This window comes from Mesorhizobium subarcticum, assembly GCF_055456085.1.
This window is the reverse complement of record NZ_CM144237.1, coordinates 3,438,106-3,458,299: the sequence shown is the minus strand read 5'-3', so window position 1 is coordinate 3,458,299 and position 20,194 is coordinate 3,438,106. Positions and strand designations below refer to the sequence as shown.

Genomic DNA, 20,194 nt, shown 5'->3' with positions numbered 1-20,194 from the left:
GAAGGAGTGGAGATCACGCTCTCAATCGTCGGCGGCCGGCGTCAGCTCAAGCTCGGCCGGTGACAGGCCCTGCCGCAGCTGGCCCAGCCGGAACTCATCCACCCAATAGGCCTCGCCGTCGACCAGCACGCGTGCCTGGTAGGCGCCGTCCGAAAAGCTCTGCGCGGTGATGTAGACCTTGTGCTGGTCGAGCGCCTTGCGCACCGCGGCGCGCTTGGCATTCTGGCCGATGACGGGACTGATCATGACGCTGCCCTCGGTCGCCCACACGCAACATCTGGCGACGTGCCTTAAGGATGACGGAGACGCCGTGTCCTGTCAATTTCGCGTGGTGGCTGCCCTTTGCGGCCTACGACCCGCTGCTGTTGAGCGTCGTGCCGATTTTCGTGAACTTGCCATTGATCGCATTGCCGAGCGCACCAGCGCCGGTGATGATGGCGAGCGCGATGAGGGCGGCGATCAGGCCATACTCGATGGCGGTCGCGCCGGATTCATCCCGCACGAAGCGGGAAATTATTGTTGGCATTTCAAGCCCCCGGTTTCCAATCCCTCACACAACCCTATAGACATCGAGAGTTGCGGTTCGGTTAAGTTTTGCCAGGCTTTTGAAGGTGCTTGCGCACGGACCTGAATCAAAACATCAAGCGTCCGGCCGTGGGACACGGCTTGGTTGCAGGCGGCCCAGACCGGAGCTGTTTTCAGCTTACCGGCCTGGAACCGCCCACCCGCCTTGTGTCCTTCCCAAGACAGTAGACCGGATAAAGGGATCGTCGCCGATCCGCTTTGACATGGATCAAACGCCAAATGCGCCCGTGAAAAAACTCCGCATGCCTGTCGAAATCCGTTCCTGGCGAACGACATTGGTGCGGCGCCGGCGAGGCGCGATCACATCAAAACGACAGGGAGCGCCACCATGGCCAAGATGCTTGTCATCTACAAAACCCCCGCCGATCCCGCCGCCTTCGACCGGCACTATTTCGACATCCATCTGCCGCTCGCAAAACAGCTTCCCGGCCTGCGGCGCTATGATGTCAGCAAGCGACCGATCGTGAACCTCTTGCAGGGCGAGACGCCTTACCTCGTCGCGACCCTCTATTTCGACAGCCTGGAGGCCATTCGAGCGGCCTTTGCCAGCGAGGTCGGCAAGGCCTGCGCCATCGACCGGCGCAAATACGCGCCTGACCACGATGTGACGATGCTGCTCTTCGATTCCGAGGCGATGTGAGGCGTAAGAGCAATGCTAGAGCAATTCCAGGAAAAGTGTGTAGCGGTTTTCCGTTCGGAATTGCGTCAAAACAAAGAGTTAGAGCGGTTCGCCGTTTCCGTGAAACGATGAACTGCTCTAGGAAAAGTGTGAAACGTTTCCCCTTGGGATTGCGTCAAGACCAAGAGCTTGAGCAGGGCAAGTCACAAGGGCAGAAAAAACCCGCCATCTTGCGACGGCGGGTTTGATGGTCGCGTCGAAGGCTGTTTGCGTGTCAGCTCTTGGACAAGACTATCAGCGCCGTCACGCAGGAGAGCTGCTGGCGCTTGCTGAGCGTCGGCTTTTCATAAGTCTTTTTCATCGATGTCCCCCAAAGCCCCCGATGGGCTATCGCGAAGTGCGCCCTGTGCTGTCTCTTTGTCAAGCTGGAGCTGAAATACCCGGCGAGAACGCCATGGCCGAGCGGCTCACACATCTTCACTGTCGAAGATCAGCATGTCGGCGCCGCCGGTCGCGAAGACCTGGAGATCGGCGCCGGCGGCCTGCCCTTCGGCGCTGGCAAAGGCATTCTGGATGGCGGTCAGGTCATCGAAATGCAGGATGGCGACAAGGTGCACCTTCGCTGGTCCCGCCGGCGTCATGACAGGGCCACGGTTGATTTCGTAGCGCCGCAGCCCCGGGATGGTCTTGGCCAGCGGAATGTGTTTTTCGCGATAATAGGCATCGAACGCCGCCGGATCCACAGGCGTGCCGTACATCACCACCAGACTTGCCATCATTGCCTCCCGAAATAGTTGCTCTTTCGGGAGCGTGATGGCTTTGGCGGGAACTTGTCAATGCGTCCTTAGCCCAGAGCGAAGGAGCCCTGACGACTTGCTCAGCTCTTCAATCGCCGCAACCGGCGCATCACACCATGCGCGGCCTTGTACAGCCCCGGCTTGGAGCGAATGAAAAGCTCGGTCTTGCCGCGCAGCTTGATATAGGCGGTCGAACCCCTGCCCTTCAGCGTCATCGCGTGGCACAACTCGGCCAGCACCGAGCCTGAAGCGCCGATATGCTGCTTGTAGCCCTGGCTGCCGACCGACAGGTCGAAATAACCGAGCCCCTGCTCGCGCGCCCAAATCATCAACTTGCCGATCGTCGTCAGGCCTGGCGAGACGTTGGGAACCGCATCCTGGTCGATCCCGAGCAGAAGCGCGTGCAACGTGCCCTTCATGACCAGCACGTAGATGACGGCGAGATAGGCCTCACCGACACGCAGCCCGAACAGCCGCACGGAGCCATCGGACAGGCCCTGGAGGGCGGCGTTGCGGTAGAACGCGACGACCGGCGCCTGCGTCAGCAGGTCGAAACGCCCAAGCTCGCGGAAGCGGTTGAGCCTGAGCTCCAAAAGCCTCGCGAACTGCTCCTCCACCAATTCAGGCGTCTCGGCTTCGACCAGATCGAGCTTGCCCAACTGTTCGAAGCGGCGGCAGTGCTTGTGGAAATTCTTGGCAAAAGACGATTTGCAGATGCGCTTGATCAGCGTCTCCGGATTGCCATCCAGGGCCAGGCCCGAGGCGATCTGGATGGAGTCGTGCGCCGCCGAGAGCAGCGCCACCGGATTGTCGACGCCGTGGATCTGTCGCGGGATCCCAGCGATGTGGAAGCGGTCCGTCGGCGGCAGCACGGCGCACACCGCCGCCCAGGCGGCGTCGGCACTCTGCCTGGTCCAGGGTCTCGCATCGGCCAGCAGCGGCGCCGCGTAGTCGCACACGCCGCCGCTCAGCCATTCGATCACGTAATGGCCCCGAGCGCGGCGGCGCATCAGCGGCAGCAGCATGACCGGCGCACCCGTGGCGACGTCATTGACCTCGACGACGAGCAACTCGGCACTTTTGGGCATCAGCCGTTTGGCGATCCCTTCCACCCAGGCAAAGCCCTGGTGGCCGGTGCACAGGCCAGTCTCCTCAAGGCGCAACCAGAGCGGCTTTACGGTGTCGAGGCTGGTGTGCAGCCGCGCCGCATAGTGCGCGGCCATGCCGAAGCCGACGACCGGCGAAAGCCTGACGCTGCCCTCGGTCGCCGCAGCCTGTCGCATTGCATGGCTTGCCAAACGCTTCTCCTGTTCGTTCTGGCCCGCCCTCAGCGCCCTCAGCGCCCTCCACGCAAGCGCCGCAAGCCCCGCATCGTCCCCTGAGCCGCTTTGAGCAGCCGTGGCTTTGAGCGCACGAAAACCTCGGTCCAGTCGCGGAACTTGATGGCCGTGCTCGCGGCATTGCCCCGCATCGTGAACCCGTGGCAGAGTTCGATCAGGACCGAACCCTTGGCGCCCATATTTGCCTTGTAACTCTGGTTGCCGACCGACAGGTCGAAATAGCCAAAGTCCTGCTCGCGTGCCCAGCTCATCAACCTGCCCATGATCGCAAGTCCCGGTGAGACATTGGGCACGACGCTCTGGTCCATAGCTATCAGCAGAGCATGAACAGTCCCTTGATGGACCAGCAGATATTGAACCGCGATCAGAGCCTCGGCTACGCGCAGTCCGAACAGCCGCACCGCTCCGTCCGACAGGCCCCGAACGGCGGCGTTGCGGTAGAAGTCGACGACTTTCTCCTGCGTCAGCAGGTCGAAGCGGCCCAACTCGCGAAAGCGGCTGAGCCGCATCCGGACCAGTTCGCCGAAGATACGCTCTACCTCGGCCGGTGTACCGGCCTCGACCAGTTCAACATCGCCGAGCCGTTCGAGCCGGCGCCAGTCCTTGCCGAATTCCTTGACGAAGGAGGGCTTGCACAAACGCTTGAGGACCGTGTCCGGATCGCCGTCGATGGCGAGGCCGAAACTGGTCTGGAGGGAATCCCGCGTCTCCGCGAGCAAGGCAAGCGGATTGGCGACGCCGTTGATCTCGCGCGGAATCCCCGTGATCTGGAACCGGTCCGCCGGCGGCAGCACGGAGCGCACGGCGGCCCATGCGGCCTGTGCGGATTGTGTGGTCCACGGCCTCGCATCGGCCAGCAGGGGTGCCGAATAGTCGCAGACTCCGCAGCTCAGCCATTCGATCACCCGATGACCCAACGCCGGCCGGCGCATCAGCGGCACCAGCATCCTGGGTTCGCCGGAAGCGGCGTCCCCCACCTCCACGACGAGAAGTTCTGAACCTTGCGGCATCAGCCGCGCGACGATCCCCTCGGCCCACGCATAATTCTGGTGACCGGTGCACACACCGCTCTCCTGGAAGCGCAGCCAGAGCGGCCGCGCCGTTTCGAGACTGGTGTGCAATCGCGCCGTGTAGGCGTCGTTCGCCGCTATGATGACTGAGTGCGAGACCTGCTCGTCGGCCAAGCCGGTCACCGCAACTATTTCCACTGCCTGGCCCGTCACATCGCCCTCCTATCGTTTCGCCGGGGCGAATGTGATGGCCCGCCGCCAGGAGCCCAGGCGGCTGTAGCGCTGCTGGTCCGGATGCTCGATGTTCCACATGCGGTGATGCGCGAAATACCATGATGCCGCGAGCACGAAGGTTTCGGAGACCGCCGAGCCCAGCAGTGCCCACTGCGGAGACGCGATTGAAAGCAGGATGGCGATCAGCGCCAGCCCGACAATCGCGCCGCCCATGGTGATGAAGGCGACGATGCGGAAGTCACCGAATATCTCGAGCACGATGCGGGGCATGATGTAGAGCATGATCGGGATAAAATTCACTGTCACGAAAAGCCCGATGAATTCGACCGAGGCATCCTGGAGAGCCTGCGATTTTATCATCGGCAAGACGAACAGGATGGCGCAGCCATAGGCCAGGCCGCCGAGCCCCATGACGACCGACCAGATCTTCGCCTGCGACCAGACACGGCGCGTTTCATTCTGCCGCATCAGCTTTGCAAGCTCCGGCTGCGTCATGTTGACGAAGGCGAGGCTGATGATGCGCAGCGGCGCGAACAGCACGATCACCGCCGCCAGCGGCGCGTAAGCCGCGGGTCCAGCAATGCCGGCGACCAGCAGGGCCAGGCTTTGTCCCTGGATGTTGGTGGTGGTGGCGCTGAAGGCGGACCAGCACAGCTGACGCCACAGCCTGGCATAGCGCCGCCGCGTCGGCATGCGGAAGGAGATGCGAATTGTACGGCGCGCCAGCCGAACCAGAACAAAGATGCCGAACAAATTCGCCGCGGCAAGCGCATAGAACACGGCTTGCAACACGTCCCGGGCGTACCAGATTGCCATCCCGGCCAGCACGGTGCCGGCGATCGTGAAAGCGGCATCGCTGATGGAGACGACCACCTGCTGGCGGCGCGCGAAGAAGGCCGTGCGCATATGGCTGCGCAACGACCATGCGCCGACGAAGCAGCCGGCGGAAATGCCGCTCGGGTCGCCCAGGAGACGCATCAGGACAGCCGTGCCGACCGCCATCAGGAGCGCCACCATCAGCGCCGCCGTTCCGAAGGCCACGTCATAGGCATCGACGCCGGCTGCGTTGGTGCTCTTGCTCATCCATATCGAGGCGGGGACAGCGGTGAGCGACCTGATGTAGGACAGGCCGACGCCGCCCATCACCATCGCGATGGCGAAAAGGCCGTAGCCTTGCGCCGACAGCATGTGCAGCAGCATGATGTTGAGGGCAAAGTGGAAGCCGCTCTGCATTGCCTCGCCGCCGATCATCAGCACGAGGCGGCGCACCAGATCGATCGGGAGCTTCACGACCGTGTCTCCGCCTGGCGGATGCTTGCCGCCCTGCCCGGCCGCGCCATGGCGGCCTTCAGCTTCTCAGTGGCGATCGCGGCGATCGCGGCGGCAGCGACCGGCTCGCTGAACATCGTCTCATAGCGCTTGCGCCCGGCGGCGACAAAACCGCGCCACGCTTCAGGGGCGAGGATGATCTCCCGCAATTTCGCGGCAAGCGCGGCTGCGTCACCCGGCGGCACATGCCAGCCGGTCTCGCCGTCCGCGACCACCTCGACCAACCCGCCGATCGCCGACACCAGCGGCGGCCGGCCATAGGCCATCGCCTCGATGGCGACGCGGCCCAGCGATTCCGGACGCCGCGACGGCACGGTGACGATATCGGCCCAACGATAATGCTCTGACGGGTCCGAGATGAAAGGCAAGGCGCTGACCTGTCCGGACAGCCCCATGGTCTCGACCAGTTCGGCCAGGGCATGCTCGCGCTCGGCGCTTTCGAAGGCACCGCCGACCAGCCGCACCTCGATCCGTGACTTCAACGCCGCCGGCAGCGAGGCGATCGCCTCCAGCAGCACTTCCTGGCCCTTGATCCGGTTGATGCGGCCAAGCAGCAGCACGCGCAGCGGGCGCTTGCCGTCATAGGCCATGGCTTCCGCCGCCACTGGGCCGGCAACGCCATTATAGACGACGTAGGAGCGCGCCGATCTGGGCTCGCCGAAGGTGGCGCGCGTCGCTTTCGAGTTGAAGATGAGGTCGGCATGGCTCCAGTGCATCAGGCCGACGAGGATCCGGCGCAGCACGCCTTCGGGAATTTCGTGGATGTGCAGCAGCGCCTTGGAGGGCAGCAGGCGCGAGGCCAGCGCATAGTCGGCGACGATCGAGGTGTTGACATAGACGAGGTCGCAATTGCAGAGCCGCCGCCATGCCCGCCACAGCGCGACCGGCAGCCGCACCATCTCGATGGTCGCCAGCCGCAGCATCGCCTGGCGCCGCAGCACCCAGAGCGGCTCGAAGACGATCCGGCTGGCATGGGGTTCCAGGATGTCGACGATCGGTCCGCTGCGCGGCAACACCACTTCGATGTCGGCCGGTGGAAACGCGGCGCGCAACGCCGCCACGCTCTCCGCGAAGCTGCGGTCGGAGCCGTAGAGTTCGTAACCCTGGTGGATGCAGGCAATCCGCATCTTCACATGCATCTTTCTGTCAGGGTGGTGAGACGATTCCGCCGCCTGACGCTGTCGGCGACCGGAAACTTCAAGCCAACACCCCTTTGGACTTCACTCGTCGTCAGTGTAGTCGTGAAACGGATGCAGGTCCGGATCACCACACCAATGCTGCACGCCCTCCGCCGATTCCGGCGCGCAGAAGTCCGTTTGCAAGGATTATGCCGTTCTAATATATCCATTTGCAGGCCAACCGGCCCCGGCATTGCCTCTTTTCGATACAAATACGATGGGAAGGTTGACCGATAATGAAACAACCCCGGCGTTTGGAAGAAATATTTTACAACCTGGATGCGATAATGGCTGGAATCGGGCCTGGCAGGCATCTTGCAAGGCGGCGGTTGAAATGGGACAGCCGCGCATCGCGGATCGGGCAGACTTGAAGGTGCCAGCAGTCATGAAATCGGAACAGCCTGCCATCCTCATCCTGGGAACGCGCGGCATTCCCGCCGCCCATGGCGGCTTTGAAACCTTCGCCGAGAAGCTGGCGCTTTTTCTCGTCGGGCGCGGCTGGAAGGTCGGCGTCTATTGCCAGGACGAGGTCGAGCGGGTCGACCAGAGGGTGCGCCTCGACAGCTGGCGCGGCATCGATCTCATCCACGTCCAGGTCGCCTCGAAAGGCCCGCGCGCGACGCTGGAATTCGACTGGCAATGCGTGCTCGACGCCGCGCGCCGGCCGGGCGTCTGCCTCGTGCTCGGCTATAATGGCGCGGTCTTCCTGACCTGGCTCAGGCTGATGCGGCGCAAGATCATCACCAATATGGACGGCATCGAGTAGCGCCGCCCTAAATGGGGAACGGCGGCGAAAACATGGTTCTGGCTCAATGAGTGGATCGGCGCCTGGGCCTCGCACCGCCTGGTCGCCGACCATCCTGTCATTGCCGACCACCTGGCGACGCGGCGGCCGCGCAGCGCCATCACCACCATCACCTATGGCGCCGATCCGGTGACATCGGCACCCGAGGCACCGGTGCGCGCGCTCGGCCTCGAGCCCGGAAAATACCTGATCTCGATCGCGCGTATCGAGCCCGACAACAACATCCTGCCCATCGTCGAAGCCTTTTGCAGCCAGAAGCGCGACATGAAGCTGGTGGTGCTGGGCACGCTGTCCGACCAGATCCCTTATCATGTCGCGGTCCGCAAGGCGGCGAACGCCTCGGTGGTCCTGCCCGGCGCCATCTACGACCAGGCGGCGGTCAAGGCGCTCCGCTACCACGCGCGCGCCTATATGCACGGCCACACGGTCGGCGGCACCAACCCGTCGCTGGTCGAGGCGCTGGCCGCCGGCAACATGGTGATCGCGCACGACAATCCCTACAACAGATGGGTCGCAGGTGCGGCCGCCATCCACTTCACCGACACGCCGAGCTGCGCCGAGCGGATGCAACAGGCGATGGAGGATGACGCGCTGGTCGAGGCCTGCGGCGAAGCCGCCCGGACCCGCGCCCGCGAGGCCTTCCGCTGGGACGATGTCCTGCTGGCCTATGAGAATGAAGCCTACCGGCTTCTCGGCGTCACATCGGCACGAACGGCCGCGATCGACCGTCCCTCGCCCGGCGCGGTATGACGGGCTGGTCGCGCCGGCGGCTTCTCAAGGCGGCGGTCGCCGCCACTGCGGCGCCGTTGGCGGCGCCGCTCGCTGCTCCATCGCAAGCCGCCACGGTCACCGGCGCCTGGCCGTTCCGCCGTGGCGTCAACGCCTGGCCCTGGTTTGCGCTGACGCGCGAGTTTCCCGCCCCGCGCACCGACTATGACTGGCCGCCTTTCCAGTTGCAGCGGCCGGTGCCGACCCCAGACGACCTCCGTCGGCTGCGTACGACCGGGCTCGATTTCATTCGCCTGCCCGTCGATCCCGGCCCGTTCCTGGCCGCCGACGCCACCACGCGCGGAAAATTGCTTGATATGCTGGACGCGGCCGTCGCGGCCAGCCTCGACGTGGGTCTCGGCATCATCGTCAATGTCCAGGCCAATGGCGCCACCCATTACTGGAATCCCGACCGCATGGTTTCCAGCACCGCCGCACCCGAATTCGCGGCTTATCGAGGGCTGGTCGGCGAACTTGCCGGCAGGCTGCAGCGGTTCACGCCGGGTATGGTCGCGCTGGAGCCGGTCAACGAACCTCCGCAATCCTGCGATTCCAACGTCTGGTCGCAGGTCCAGGCATCCCTGCTGACGGCGGCCAGGGGGTCGTCCCAGACCTTGCCTCTGGTCGTCACCGGCGGCTGCGGCTCGATGGTGAGCGGGCTCACCGCCCTCGACCCGGCGCCGCTGGCCGGCGCCGAGCCGATCCTATTTACCTTCCATTTCTACGAGCCCTATCTGTTTAGCCACCAGGGCGCGCCGTGGATGCGCGAACCCGTCTACCGGGCGCTGAACAATGTGCCGTGGCCGGCCTCCGCCGGTTCGCTCGAACAGACGCTGGCCTCCGTGCGGGCGCGCATGGCCGGGGATACCGAGACCTCCGAAGCGGACAAAAAGGCCGCCTATGCGGAAACCGAGCGCGTACTGAAGGTCTATTTCGACGCCCAACCCGACCGCTGGTTCATCGACAAATATCTCGCCCAGGCGCGCGGCTGGGCCGATGCCCACGGCATTGCGCCGGAGCGCGTCATCATGGGCGAATTCGGCGCGCTGCGCACCGACGCCCGCTACACCGCCGCCCCCAACCCCGACCGCGCGCGCTACATTTCCGATGTCAGGCAAAGCGCCGAGGCGGCCGGCTTCCCCTGGGCGTTCTGGGACCTCTTCGACGGCATGGGCATGATGGACGACAGCACCCGCGCGCTGGATCCGGCGATGGTCGAAGCGCTTGGGTTGAGGATGCCGGAATAGGGCGTCTTCCAAATGCGGTCGAGTTCCATGTCGCCCCCCTCTGTCCTGCCGGACATCTCCCCCTCAAGTGGGGAGATTGCCAGTTTTGACGCCGGCTCGTTCTTTACAACATAGGCAATTGGCGAACGCCGGTGCGACATCCGATCTCCCCCCTTGAGGGGGAGATGTCCGGCAGGACAGAGGGGGGCGCCGTAGAGCGCTACCTTCGCCCCGCTTGCGCCCCTTGCCCCACCCCAGCCCTTACCGGCCGATACAGCACCAGCGCGATCACCACGAATTTGGTCATCAGCGTCGTCTTCGATGCCAGGCTCTCGGAGGTGTTGAGCAGGATCAGCCAGCCCAGCATCAAGAGCCAGACGCCGGGGCGGCAGTGGCGCGCCACTTCGTGCATGAACAGCGCGAATCCGACAAACAACAGCAAGGTGAAGAAGGCGCCCTGGTAGAGGACCATGCGGATGACCGGGTTTTCGATGCCTTGCTCGAGGCCGCTGATGCGGCGCAGGCTGTCGATGAGGTCGATGTCGGGCCCCACGATCACGTCGCGCAGTTCCAGATGATTGAACAGGTCGAACATCTCGACGCGGGCATTGGCGCTGCCGCTGTCCGACACGAAACGTTCGAGCAGCGCGTCGAAAAAGCCGTATGACGCGGCGACCGCGATGACCACCGGGACCAACGCGGCAAGGATGAGGCCGAGGGCCGCGCCAAGCAGGTTGACGCGGCCCGTGCGCAAGCCGCGCAGGCCCTGGATGAGCATGTAGCAACCGCCGAGCACGATCGTCAGCACCATCGCCGAGCGGCCGCCGAAGGCGACCAGCGCCGCGCATTGCAGGCCGATCAGGCCGAGCCGTACCGGCATGGACAGCGATTTCGATCCGGAAAGCAGCGCCAGCACATAGATCGAGGTGACCGTGGCATTGGACAGCGGATGACCCTGGAGCGCCGTCGAGCGCAAATCGGTCATGAACACCTCGCCGTCGAGGCGATAGGGAAAGATCAGCGTCTTGGTGGCGAACTCGAACAAAGCGAGCAGCGCGTTTGCGGTCATGATGGCGTGAACGACGGCCTGCATGCGGGCGAATGTCTTGTCTTCGTTCTCGGCCAGCATCATCACCAGCAGCGCCGGCGCCACGAACGTGTCGATCATGCCGGCCATGCCGGGCCGTTGGCGCGCGATGACGACGACCAGCAGCACGATCGAGATGACCGCCATCAGCGTGCTGGCCGGCCGCCGGTCGGCTATGGAAACCATGTAACCGACCGGATTGCCGAAGGTGCAGGCGCGCCAGGCAAACACCAATACGAGCAGATAGGTCGACGGATGGATCTTGGTGGCGGGGTTGCCGGTCAGGCCGTCATAATTGAAGCCCACCAGCCACAGCATGCCGCCGGAGATGGCAAACAGCAGCGCCACAACAGCGACCAGGCCATAGCTGGTCAGCCAGTCGACGGAGCCGCCTGCGGCCGCTTGCCCCGGGCCGGCCCAGCCGGCTGCCGGGTTGGCGGCCCCTCGGGCACCTGCCCCTCGGGCGCCGGTCCCGGTGGCGGGCCAAGCGGTGGCCATGTCAGGCCGCCTCGTCGACCAGCAAGGCGCCGGTCGGCAGCCGCCCCATGACGGAGATGGCCTGCGATGCCGCCGTGACATCGCGCATCGGCGTCGAGTTGAGCGTGGCGACCATCACGATCTCGTCGACCATGGCGACCAGCGGCGAGGCGTTGAGATTGTCGGCCAGCGCTCCGCCGTCGACGACGACGAGGTCGAAGTTGCGACCCGCCTGGGCCAGCATGTGTTGCGTGAAATAGACGCCTTGCGCTTCCGAGAAGACAGCCTTTTGCCGGCCCCTGCCCATGACCGCGACATTGCTGCCGGCCGTGTAGTGGCTCAGCGCCTCGAAGGCATATTCGCCGCGCAGCACGTCAAGGAGACCGGGCTGCGGCTCCTTCTTGCCGCTGCCGGCATTGGTGTCGATGAACAGGACACGGCTGCCCCTGGCAGCCGCGGCATTGGCCAGCAGCCGCGCCACCCGGCTCCGGTGCACGGCGTCCTCGGGTGGCGATGTCAGCAATATGGATGGCACCAGCGGCCAGTTCGGCGGCCGCCGGCTGGAGGCGAACAGGCGCCGCAGCGCCAGCCCGGCAACCGCGTCCGTCTTCTGCCCGGCCGGCGCCGCACTGCCAAAAGGCCACCAGCGGCGACTGCTGCCCGACTTTGCCGGCAGCACGCCGAACACCGGCGCGTCGATGGCCGATTGCATCTGCGCGCTGGAAAGCACGGTCGGCGAGGAATATTCCGCGATCAGCGCCAGCGCCGTGCCCAGCCCCAGCCCGCCGAAGAGCGCGCCGAAGACCAGCAGCGGCAGAGGCGGCCAGCTCTTCTTCAACGCCGGCATGGCATTGGAGATGATGCGCGCATTGGTGCTGTCGACATTGATCTGCTCGCGCGTTTCCTGCGCCCGCTGCAGATAGGTGGCGTAGACGGAGCGCACCGCCTCGAGGTCACGCTGCAATTCGCGCAGCCTGACCGAGGCCTGGTCGGTGTCGAGCGACTTGCTCTTCATGCCGGCCACCTTGGCCTCCAGCGCCTGCTGGTTGGCCAATGCCCGCTCATAGTCGGTTTCGGCGGCAGCGCCGATGCGGCCGAGTTCGCGCGCGATGAGCGCGCGCGTGTCGCGCAGCTGCTGCTGGGCGGCGATCATCGAGGGATGGCGCGGCCCAAGTTCCGTGCCGAGCTGCGAGACCTGGTCGACAAGCGTCGCCTCCTGCGCCCGCAGGCTCGAAATCACCGAGGAGCGCATGGCTTCGGAGGTCGCGTCCGGCGCGCCGCCGGAGCGGCGCAGCTGGTCGACCTGCGCCTTCAGCGTCGCGGTGCGGCTCTGCGCGGCCGAAAGCTGCGTGTTGAGCTCGGTCAGTTCCTGGTCGCTGACCAGATTGCCCGCCGCCATCACCATGTTGTTGGCGGATTTGTAGGCCTCGACGGCGTTCTCGGCCTGCTGCACGCGCTTGCGCTGTTCGTCCAGCCGCGCGGTGATGGAATCCGAAGCATCCGTGGCCATCTTGGCGCGCGCGCTCGCCTGGTCGGCCAGATAGGCCTGCGCTATGGCATTGGCGAGGATCGCCGCCTTGTCGGCGCTCTTGGCGGTGACGATGACGTCGAGGACCAGCACCTTGTCGGCCCGCTTCACCGCCAGCCGCCGGCGCAGCGCATCGAGCGTCTTGCCCGTCCTGTCGGTTTCGGCCGACCCCGAGCCCAGCAAGCCGCCGAGCAGACGGTTCACCAGCCCGCCCTGCCCGTTGAACTCCGGATCGTCGGTCAGGTTGGTTGCCTGGATGGCCTTGAGCAGCACGCCCGTCGACTGGACCACGCTGACCTGGCTTTCCACCATGGTGATGCCGCCATCGGGGGGCACGCGGCTCGGATTGACGTCGTTGGTCACCACCTGCAGGTCTTGCGGATCGACGAGGATTTCCGCCACCGAGCTGTAGAGCGCCGGCGTCAGCAGTGCATAGAGCAGCGTGCCGAGCGTCAGCAGCGCAGCGGTGGCGAAGATCAGGAAGCGACGGCGCACTAGGATGCGCTTCAGGTCACCCAGCTCGACGGTCGAGGATGCATACGACGCCGTCGGCACTGGCTCCGGGGCGTATTGCATCACCTCCGGAGCGGGTTGTTGCGGCAACGAGAGCAGGGATGATTGCAAAGGTCGCTCCGACAACACTCCATGTGCGTGCAAGTTTAAATTGCAGCCTCAACCTAGCTATGCCTTCAACTGTTAAAACACTGTTAATTATGTTGGGAGCTCTTCTGAATTTTGGCCCCGGGTTTACGCATTTTTGGCACGGAGTTTGCGTAATATTAGGCACAGGCGCTGATACGGGCGCGGGCGAACAGGAGACGAATGGAAATGGGGCAGTACTTCAATCCGGCCCCGCCGTGCCGCCATCGCCCCTGCACTGATATCGAACAACGGGCGGAAACCGGACATCACGACGCCAAGAGTGCGACATGCAAGTGAGCCTGCGCCTGGACAGCGACTGCGTCCGTGCCTTCCACCTGACGCTGCTGCAGCGTCTGGCAGCATTGCCCAAGGTCGACGTTTCCGTCGACGCGCGCCCGGCGGGGGGTGGCATTCCAGCCAGTGCGGCTGCGCTGTTCCAGCTTGAAACGGTCATCCATGGCCTGCCCGCGAACGGACTGGCAAAGCGCCTGCCGCCTTCGGCGCTAGCGCCTTACCGGACGCAGCCGCCTGGCTCACCGGATCTGATTGTCGATCTCTGCGGCGACGTGCATCTGGAAGGGACGCGGGTCTGGCGGGTGACCTATGACGGCGTCGCCGGCGAAGCCGCCTTGCTGGCGCTGATCCTCGACGGTCGGACGCCGATTGCCCGCATCGAGGAGAATGGCACCACTGTTGCCGAAGGACGCCTGGGCACCGAATATGGCGGCATCGCGCTAGCCTCCTTCCAGGACATGCTGGCGCGCACCGCAAGCCTGGTCATCGCTGCAATAACCGGCGCGGCGCGGGCCCTGCCCGTGCTGCCCGAGCCGGCGCAAGCCGGTGCTCCCCCGGGGATCCCCTCCACCGCCAGGCTGGGCATCAGGGCGGGCAAGGCACTGGCGCGGCGGATCGTCCAGAAGATCTATCATCTCTGCTACAACGCCCCGCACTGGAAGGTCGGCTGGCGCGAGACCAAGGGGCAGGACCTGTTCAACCTGCGCGCGCACCCGGCATCCGGCTGGCAGGATCTGCCCGACGACGGCAGCCGCTTCTACGCCGATCCGTTTCCGATCCTTCATCAGGGAAAGGTGACCCTGTTCGTCGAGGACTATATTCACCAGCTGGGGCGGGCCATCATCTCCGCCGTGCCATTCGGTCCGGCCGGGCCGATCGGCCGCCCCGAACCGGTGCTCGACTTGCCCTACCACCTCTCCTACCCCTTCGTCTTCGAACGCGATGGCGAAGTCTGGATGGTGCCGGAAAGCTGCGCCAACCGCACGGTCGACCTCTACCGCGCCACCGCCTTCCCCGGCGGATGGGTCAAGGAAGCCACGCTCTTGTCCGATGTCGTGGCCAGCGACGCCACGCCGGTCGAGCATGGCGGACGCTGGTGGCTGTTCGCCACCGTCCGCGACGGCGGCGGCGCCTTCTCCGACGCGCTGCATCTGTGGTCAGCGCCGGACTTTCGCGGGCCGTGGACGCCGCATCCCAAGAATCCCGTATTGATCGACATCGCCTCGGCGCGGCCTGCCGGCCGGATGGTCGAACGCAACGGCCAGTTGCTGCGCCCGGTGCAGGATTGCCGCCGCAGCTATGGCGCAGCGCTTGGCATCGCACGCGTCGCTCACCTTGATTTGAACGGCATGGAGCAGGTTGTCGAGACCATCTTAACGCCTGGTAAGCTATGGAGCGGTCGCAAGCTGCACACGCTCAACGAGGCGGGCGGCCTGGAATTCATCGACGGCTCGGCGATCGCGCCGCGCTGGAAACAACAGGCCCGCCGTTAAGGTAAACAAGTATTACTACCGGGTGCGCGCATGGGTTGCTTGAGGTTGATAAAGGGCTGGAAGATATTTTCCACCACAGATTGTGGAGAAAAACAATGACCAGCAGAAAGGGTAGAGACATGACTATCGCCGCGGCTGGCCCGGCCGAAGTGGACGTGGCGATCATTGGCGCCGGAATGGCCGGCATCACTTTGGCAACGGTGTTGGCAAACGCCGGCCGCAAGGTGGCGCTGATCGACCCGCACCGCATTCATCACGACGAGTTCCGGGCCGAGAAGATCGGCATGAGCCAGATGCGGCTGTTCGAGAAACTTGGCCTCGACAAGATGGTCATGCCTCTGGTCACCCCTTTCACAGACATTCATGTGTTCCGCCTTGGCCAGTTCTTCGCGTTTGAAAAGAAGTGGGAATACGCATTCTCCTATGGCGGGCTGATCAACGGCATGCGCGACGCCTTGCCGCCGCAAGTGCCGCTGACGGTCGGCAAGGTAACCGAGGTTTCGACCGGACCGGACCGGCAGCGCCTGGTGCTGGCCGACGGCGCCGTCATCGACGCGCGATTGCTGGTGGTGGCCACCGGCTACAGCGAGGCAATACGGCGCGCCATCGGCGTCGAACGCGTCGAACTGTCGAAGGCGCATTCGCTGTCGATGGGATTCGACCTCGCGATTGCCCCGGATGAATGCGCCTATCGCTCCGTCACCTGCTACGGCAAGCGGGCCTCGGACCGCATCGCCTATCTCAGCGTCTTTCCCATCGGCAACAAGATGCGGGCGAACATGTTCGTCTACCGAACCGTCGCCGATCAATGGACGCGGGATTTCCGTGACAATCCGCAGAAGATGCTTTGTCAGCTGATGCCAGAGATCGCGGCGCAATGCGGCAATTTCGAAGTGGCAAGTCCCGTCGAGGTCAGACAGGTCAATCTGACCACGACGCAGGGCCATCGCCGCGACGGGGTCGTCTTTATTGGCGACGCATTCGTGACGACATGCCCGACGCCGGGCGTCGGCATCGGGCGCGTCATGGTCGATGTCGACCAACTCTGCTCGGTCCACATTCCGCGCTGGCTGGAAACGCCAGGCATGACGGCGGACAAGATCAACGCCTTCTACGACGACCCGATCAAGGTGGCTTCGGATGAGGAAGGCATGCGTGTGAGCATCTACGCCAAGCAGATCACCACCGAACCGGGACTGGAATGGCGCGTGCGGCGCCTGCGCAACAACACGGCGCGTCAGCTGATGATCATCGGCCGCAAGGTGCGCCATTTGGGACTGCGGCGGGAGCCCGGAATGGCGTGAGGGTCCTCCCACTCTCGCTCGCTATTGAAGGCAGAGGCGTCTTCCCTTCTCCTTCCCCGGGAGAAGGGAAGCGCTCGCCCTGCCCAAGCGGCGTAGGTGCGACGCAAAGCGAAAGCCGTTTTGTAGCGATCCTTCACCCCCTCTGTCCCGCCGGCCTCAGAGGCTAACTGGGCTATGACGCTCGCCCTTACCCCAGCTGCAGCCCGGCCTTCCGCGCCGCCTCACGCAGGAACGGCAACCCTACCCCGATCACATCGTCCGGATTCTCCGCCACCGGGCGCCATACGGCCAACCCGCCGGCAATGTCGACATCGACATGGTTCATGCTTTCCAGCGTGATGGCGCCGGTATAGCCGATATCGGCGATCGCCTTCATGCAGGCCGCCCAGTTGAGCATGCCGCGCCCCGGAACGCCGCGATTGGCTTCCGAGACATGGACGTAGCCGAGAAAAGGTGCGGCCGCCTTGAAGCCGGCCTCGAAACTCTCCTCCTCGATATGCATGTGGTAGGTGTCGAGATGGATGAAGATGTTGTCGGCGCCGACGCGCTCGATGATGCGCGTGGCGTCGATGCCGCGATTGATCAGGTGCGTCTCGTAGCGGTTGCAAGGTTCGATGCCGACCTTCAGCCCATGCGCCTTGGCGGCCTTGGCCGCGCGGACGAGGAAGCGGCACATGCCGTCGATTTCATCCGCCGTCGGCGCGCGGCCGGACGTCTTGCCGATCGTGCCATAGGTGACGCCGCCAAGGGCAGCACTTCCCACCGCCTCACAGACGCCGAAGGCCGGTTCGAGAAAGGCCAGCGCCTCATCCGGCCGCGCCACGACATCGAGTGAAGCGGGCAGGCCAAGCGACGGAATAAGCTCGACATTCCAGCGTTCCGCGAAGGCGCGCGTGCGCTTGGTGTAGATCTCCTCGGGACGCAGCAGCGGGATTTCCAGCAGGCCGATGCCCAGCCCCTTCAGCCGCTCCATCTGCGGCTCGATCAGGTCAAGGTCCCAGACCGGGGCAATCGCAAACGTGTGCAGTCCAAAAACGTTCATCAACTCTAGCCTTTCTGTTGGTGCGCCACCGCGGCCGCGGCGCTGCCGGCTATGCGGCTATGGTCGGTTTCCGGAATGCGGGCCGCTGCCTGGCGAGCCAACGGATTCCCGCATCAAAACCTGGCAAGGCTCGAGCCGCGCTCTTGGCGGCCCCTCCCCACCTTCAATCCTGGCAAACAAGGCCTCCATGGCGTGGCCGGCGATCTGGCGCACCGGCTGCACCACGGCGGCGATGGCCGGCCATGTCACCTGCATCCATTCGGCATCGTCGAAGCCGACCAGCGAAATATCGTTGGGGCACTGCCAGCCACGGCGGCGGAATTCCGACAGCGCCACCAGCGTGCCCTTGAGGAACAGCGAATAGACTGCCGTCGGGCGCGCTCCCCTACCCCTGCCTTCAACCCTGTCAAAATAGTCGCGCAGCTGCGCCCTGAGCGGCTCGACATCGGTTTCAGCCAGCACGACATCGATGCGCACATCCGGCGCCAGTTTCATCGCCGTAGTGCGAAATCCGTCGAGGCGGGCGCGCACGGTGGCCGCTTGCTCGCCGAGGCCGACGACCAGTATGTGGCGGTGCCCCTTGCCGATCAGCTCGCGCGCCACTTCGGCGCTGGCGGCCGCACTGTCGGCCGACACGGTGTCGAAGGCGTCGTCCGAAAGCACGCGGTCGATCAGCACCCCGGTCATGCCATTGGCTTTCATGAAGTCGGCCGCCGGGCCATGCTCGTTGCGCACCGGCGCCAGCACCACGCCGGCAACCCGCCAGTCATGCATGCGGGCGAGAATTTCCGTTTCGCGCGCTTCCGATTCACGGCTCGATGCCGCCAGCAGCGTGTAGCCCCGCTGCTCGGCCAGGCTCTCGAGCTGGGTGACCATCTGGCCAAAGAATTCGCTTTCGAATTCCGGCATGATGGCACCGATGATGCGGCGCTTGGCTCTGCGCATATCGGAGGCCAGCGGATCGACGCGGTAGCCCAGTTGCTCAATGGCATCGAGCACGCGCTGGGCATTTTCGGGCTTTACCGTGGTGACGCCGGCCATGACCTTGGAGACGGTGGCGGCCGACACGCCGGCGCGGCTTGCCACGTCATGGATCGACGCACGCCGCTGCTGGTCCTGCCTATGCGCCATGGATCCTCCTCCCGAGGCGCGGACATCAGCACCTTCTTGTCCGCTGGTGAAATGAGTAAATCGATTTTTCAGAGTTGTAAATCGGTTCACCGGCGGTATTTTAGCCGCCGAGCCACACACTGCCCAAAAACTATAAAGCGATTTTGGGATAACGACATGTCCAAAGCAAAAGCGCGCTTGTAGCATCGCGCCGGGAGGAATCGTCATGCCAAACAGGGATTTGCCGCTGGTCATCAGCGCGCCGGAACCACGCACGCTCGAGCTGATCTTCACGCCGCCGCAACTGGCGCGCCTCAAGGCGCATTACCGCATTGTCGAGACGACCGCCGAGGGCGTGGCGAAACTGCCGGCCGATGTGCTGGGAGAGGCTCGCTACATCATCGGCCAGCCGCCAATCTCGGCGGACACCCTGGCTGAAATGAAGGCGCTGCGCTGCGTCTTCAATGTCGAGACCAACCTCATCAACAACATGCCTTATGAGACGTTGTTTGCGCGCGGCATCCATGTCGTCACCACGGGTCTCGTCTTCGCCGAGCCGGTGGCCGAGCTTGGCCTTGCCATGGCGCTCAACCTCGCCCGCAACATCGTCGATGCCGACCTCGCCTTCCGCAAAGGCGAGGAGCTGTGGGGCGGCGACGGCAATCTGACGGCGCGGCTGCTTTCAGGCGCTGATGTCGGCATCATCGGCTTCGGCGATCTCGGCCGTGCGCTGAACCGGCTGCTGTCGGGCTTCCGCACCCGCACCAAGGTTTTCGATCCCTGGCTGCCGCCGTCGATCCTCATCGACAGTGGCGTCGAGCCGGCCTCGCTCGACGATGTCCTGACATCGAGCGATTTCGTCTTCGTCGTCGCCTCGGTGACCTCTGAGAACCAGGGTTTTCTGGGCAGCCCGGCCTTTGCCTCGATGCGCAAGGGCGCCGCCTTCATCCTGCTCAGCCGCGCCGGCGTCGTCGACTTCCCCGCGCTGATGGCAGCGGTGAGGAGCGGCCACATCGTCGCCGCCAGCGACGTCTTCCCCGAAGAGCCGCTGGCGCCGGATCATCCCGTCCGTACCATCCCCGGCTTCCTGCGCTCCGCCCACCGCGCCGGCGCGCTCGACATCGCCTTCAAGCGGATGGGCGACATGGTGCTGGAAGACATGGACCTGATCGACCGCGGCCTGCCGCCGCTGCGCTCCAAACGCGCCGAACGCGAGACGGTGTCAAGGATGCGCTCGAAGCCGGCGGACAGGAATTAGGCGGCTCGATAAGTAAAGCCGCCACCGCTCGTAGTAGACATCGACGACAACACCGGCTCTAGTAAAAA

The 20,194-nt window shown here is 64.6% G+C and carries 16 protein-coding genes and 1 pseudogene; 6 read left to right on the top strand and 11 right to left on the bottom strand.

Going from position 1 to position 20,194, the window contains the following annotated elements:
- Positions 1-21: 21 nt before the first annotated feature.
- Together ACZYHG_RS16920 and ACZYHG_RS16915 are read right to left on the bottom strand one after the other, a co-directional pair.
- On the bottom strand, positions 22-246 hold the full coding sequence (locus ACZYHG_RS16920) for a hypothetical protein (protein WP_464609514.1): 225 nt from the start codon (positions 244-246) through the stop codon (positions 22-24).
- A gap of 103 nt (positions 247-349) precedes the next feature.
- Complete coding sequence (locus ACZYHG_RS16915) at positions 350-526, bottom strand: Flp family type IVb pilin (RefSeq protein WP_464609513.1); 177 nt, start codon at positions 524-526, stop codon at positions 350-352.
- 387 nt (positions 527-913) lie between these two features.
- Here ACZYHG_RS16915 and ACZYHG_RS16910 point away from each other — a divergent pair, with 387 nt between their 5' ends.
- Complete coding sequence (locus ACZYHG_RS16910) at positions 914-1,225, top strand: EthD family reductase (protein WP_464609512.1); 312 nt, start codon at positions 914-916, stop codon at positions 1,223-1,225.
- A gap of 446 nt (positions 1,226-1,671) precedes the next feature.
- On the opposite strand, the gene ACZYHG_RS16905 is transcribed toward ACZYHG_RS16910, so the two are convergent.
- From ACZYHG_RS16905 to ACZYHG_RS16885, 5 genes are all read right to left on the bottom strand, one after another.
- Positions 1,672-1,980 carry an EthD family reductase gene (locus ACZYHG_RS16905; protein WP_464614709.1) on the bottom strand — a complete coding sequence of 103 codons (309 nt, stop codon included), beginning with the start codon at positions 1,978-1,980 and terminating at the stop codon, positions 1,672-1,674.
- A gap of 101 nt (positions 1,981-2,081) precedes the next feature.
- On the bottom strand, positions 2,082-3,299 hold the full coding sequence (locus tag ACZYHG_RS16900; protein ID WP_464609511.1) for a GNAT family N-acetyltransferase: 1,218 nt from the start codon (positions 3,297-3,299) through the stop codon (positions 2,082-2,084).
- A 38-nt stretch (positions 3,300-3,337) separates the two neighbouring features.
- The gene (locus ACZYHG_RS16895) at positions 3,338-4,564 is read right to left on the bottom strand and encodes a GNAT family N-acetyltransferase (protein ID WP_464609510.1); all 1,227 of its coding nucleotides are present in this window, start codon (positions 4,562-4,564) and stop codon (positions 3,338-3,340) included.
- A 9-nt stretch (positions 4,565-4,573) separates the two neighbouring features.
- Positions 4,574-5,875: an MATE family efflux transporter gene (locus ACZYHG_RS16890; protein WP_464609509.1), complete on the bottom strand. Its 1,302-nt coding sequence runs from the start codon at positions 5,873-5,875 to the stop codon at positions 4,574-4,576.
- Positions 5,872-7,053, bottom strand: a complete 1,182-nt coding sequence (locus tag ACZYHG_RS16885; RefSeq protein ID WP_464609508.1) for a glycosyltransferase — start codon at positions 7,051-7,053, stop codon at positions 5,872-5,874. The genes ACZYHG_RS16890 and ACZYHG_RS16885 overlap by 4 nt, the downstream gene beginning before the upstream one ends.
- Positions 7,054-7,477: 424 nt before the next feature.
- Here ACZYHG_RS16885 and ACZYHG_RS16880 point away from each other — a divergent pair.
- Both ACZYHG_RS16880 and ACZYHG_RS16875 read left to right on the top strand, forming a co-directional pair.
- Positions 7,478-8,647, top strand: a pseudogene (locus ACZYHG_RS16880) (DUF1972 domain-containing protein).
- Positions 8,644-9,912 carry a glycoside hydrolase family 5 protein gene (locus ACZYHG_RS16875; RefSeq protein WP_464609507.1) on the top strand — a complete coding sequence of 423 codons (1,269 nt, stop codon included), beginning with the start codon at positions 8,644-8,646 and terminating at the stop codon, positions 9,910-9,912. The pseudogene ACZYHG_RS16880 and the gene ACZYHG_RS16875 overlap by 4 nt, the downstream one beginning before the upstream one ends.
- Positions 9,913-10,111: 199 nt before the next feature.
- Here the strand turns inward: ACZYHG_RS16875 and ACZYHG_RS16870 are convergent, their stop codons facing one another.
- Positions 10,112-11,476, bottom strand: a complete 1,365-nt coding sequence (locus ACZYHG_RS16870) for a VpsF family polysaccharide biosynthesis protein (protein WP_464609506.1) — start codon at positions 11,474-11,476, stop codon at positions 10,112-10,114.
- Position 11,477: 1 nt separating this feature from the next.
- On the bottom strand, positions 11,478-13,559 hold the full coding sequence (locus tag ACZYHG_RS16865) for a GumC family protein (protein WP_464609505.1): 2,082 nt from the start codon (positions 13,557-13,559) through the stop codon (positions 11,478-11,480).
- A gap of 353 nt (positions 13,560-13,912) precedes the next feature.
- Here ACZYHG_RS16865 and ACZYHG_RS16860 point away from each other — a divergent pair, with 353 nt between their 5' ends.
- Together ACZYHG_RS16860 and ACZYHG_RS16855 are read left to right on the top strand one after the other, a co-directional pair.
- Entirely contained in the window at positions 13,913-15,412 is a 1,500-nt protein-coding gene (locus ACZYHG_RS16860) for a glucosamine inositolphosphorylceramide transferase family protein (RefSeq protein WP_464609504.1), read from the top strand.
- Between the two features lie 95 nt (positions 15,413-15,507).
- Positions 15,508-16,716 carry an FAD-dependent oxidoreductase gene (locus tag ACZYHG_RS16855; RefSeq protein WP_464609503.1) on the top strand — a complete coding sequence of 403 codons (1,209 nt, stop codon included), beginning with the start codon at positions 15,508-15,510 and terminating at the stop codon, positions 16,714-16,716.
- Between the two features lie 187 nt (positions 16,717-16,903).
- Here the strand turns inward: ACZYHG_RS16855 and ACZYHG_RS16850 are convergent, their stop codons facing one another.
- Both ACZYHG_RS16850 and ACZYHG_RS16845 read right to left on the bottom strand, forming a co-directional pair.
- Positions 16,904-17,758, bottom strand: a complete 855-nt coding sequence (locus ACZYHG_RS16850) for a sugar phosphate isomerase/epimerase family protein (protein ID WP_464609502.1) — start codon at positions 17,756-17,758, stop codon at positions 16,904-16,906.
- Between the two features lie 57 nt (positions 17,759-17,815).
- Positions 17,816-18,889, bottom strand: a complete 1,074-nt coding sequence (locus ACZYHG_RS16845) for a LacI family DNA-binding transcriptional regulator (protein ID WP_464609501.1) — start codon at positions 18,887-18,889, stop codon at positions 17,816-17,818.
- A gap of 205 nt (positions 18,890-19,094) precedes the next feature.
- Between ACZYHG_RS16845 and ACZYHG_RS16840 the strand changes: the two genes are divergently transcribed.
- Positions 19,095-20,126 (top strand): hydroxyacid dehydrogenase, encoded by a 1,032-nt coding sequence (locus ACZYHG_RS16840; RefSeq protein ID WP_464609500.1) that lies wholly within the window; start codon positions 19,095-19,097, stop codon positions 20,124-20,126.
- Positions 20,127-20,194: the final 68 nt, after the last annotated feature.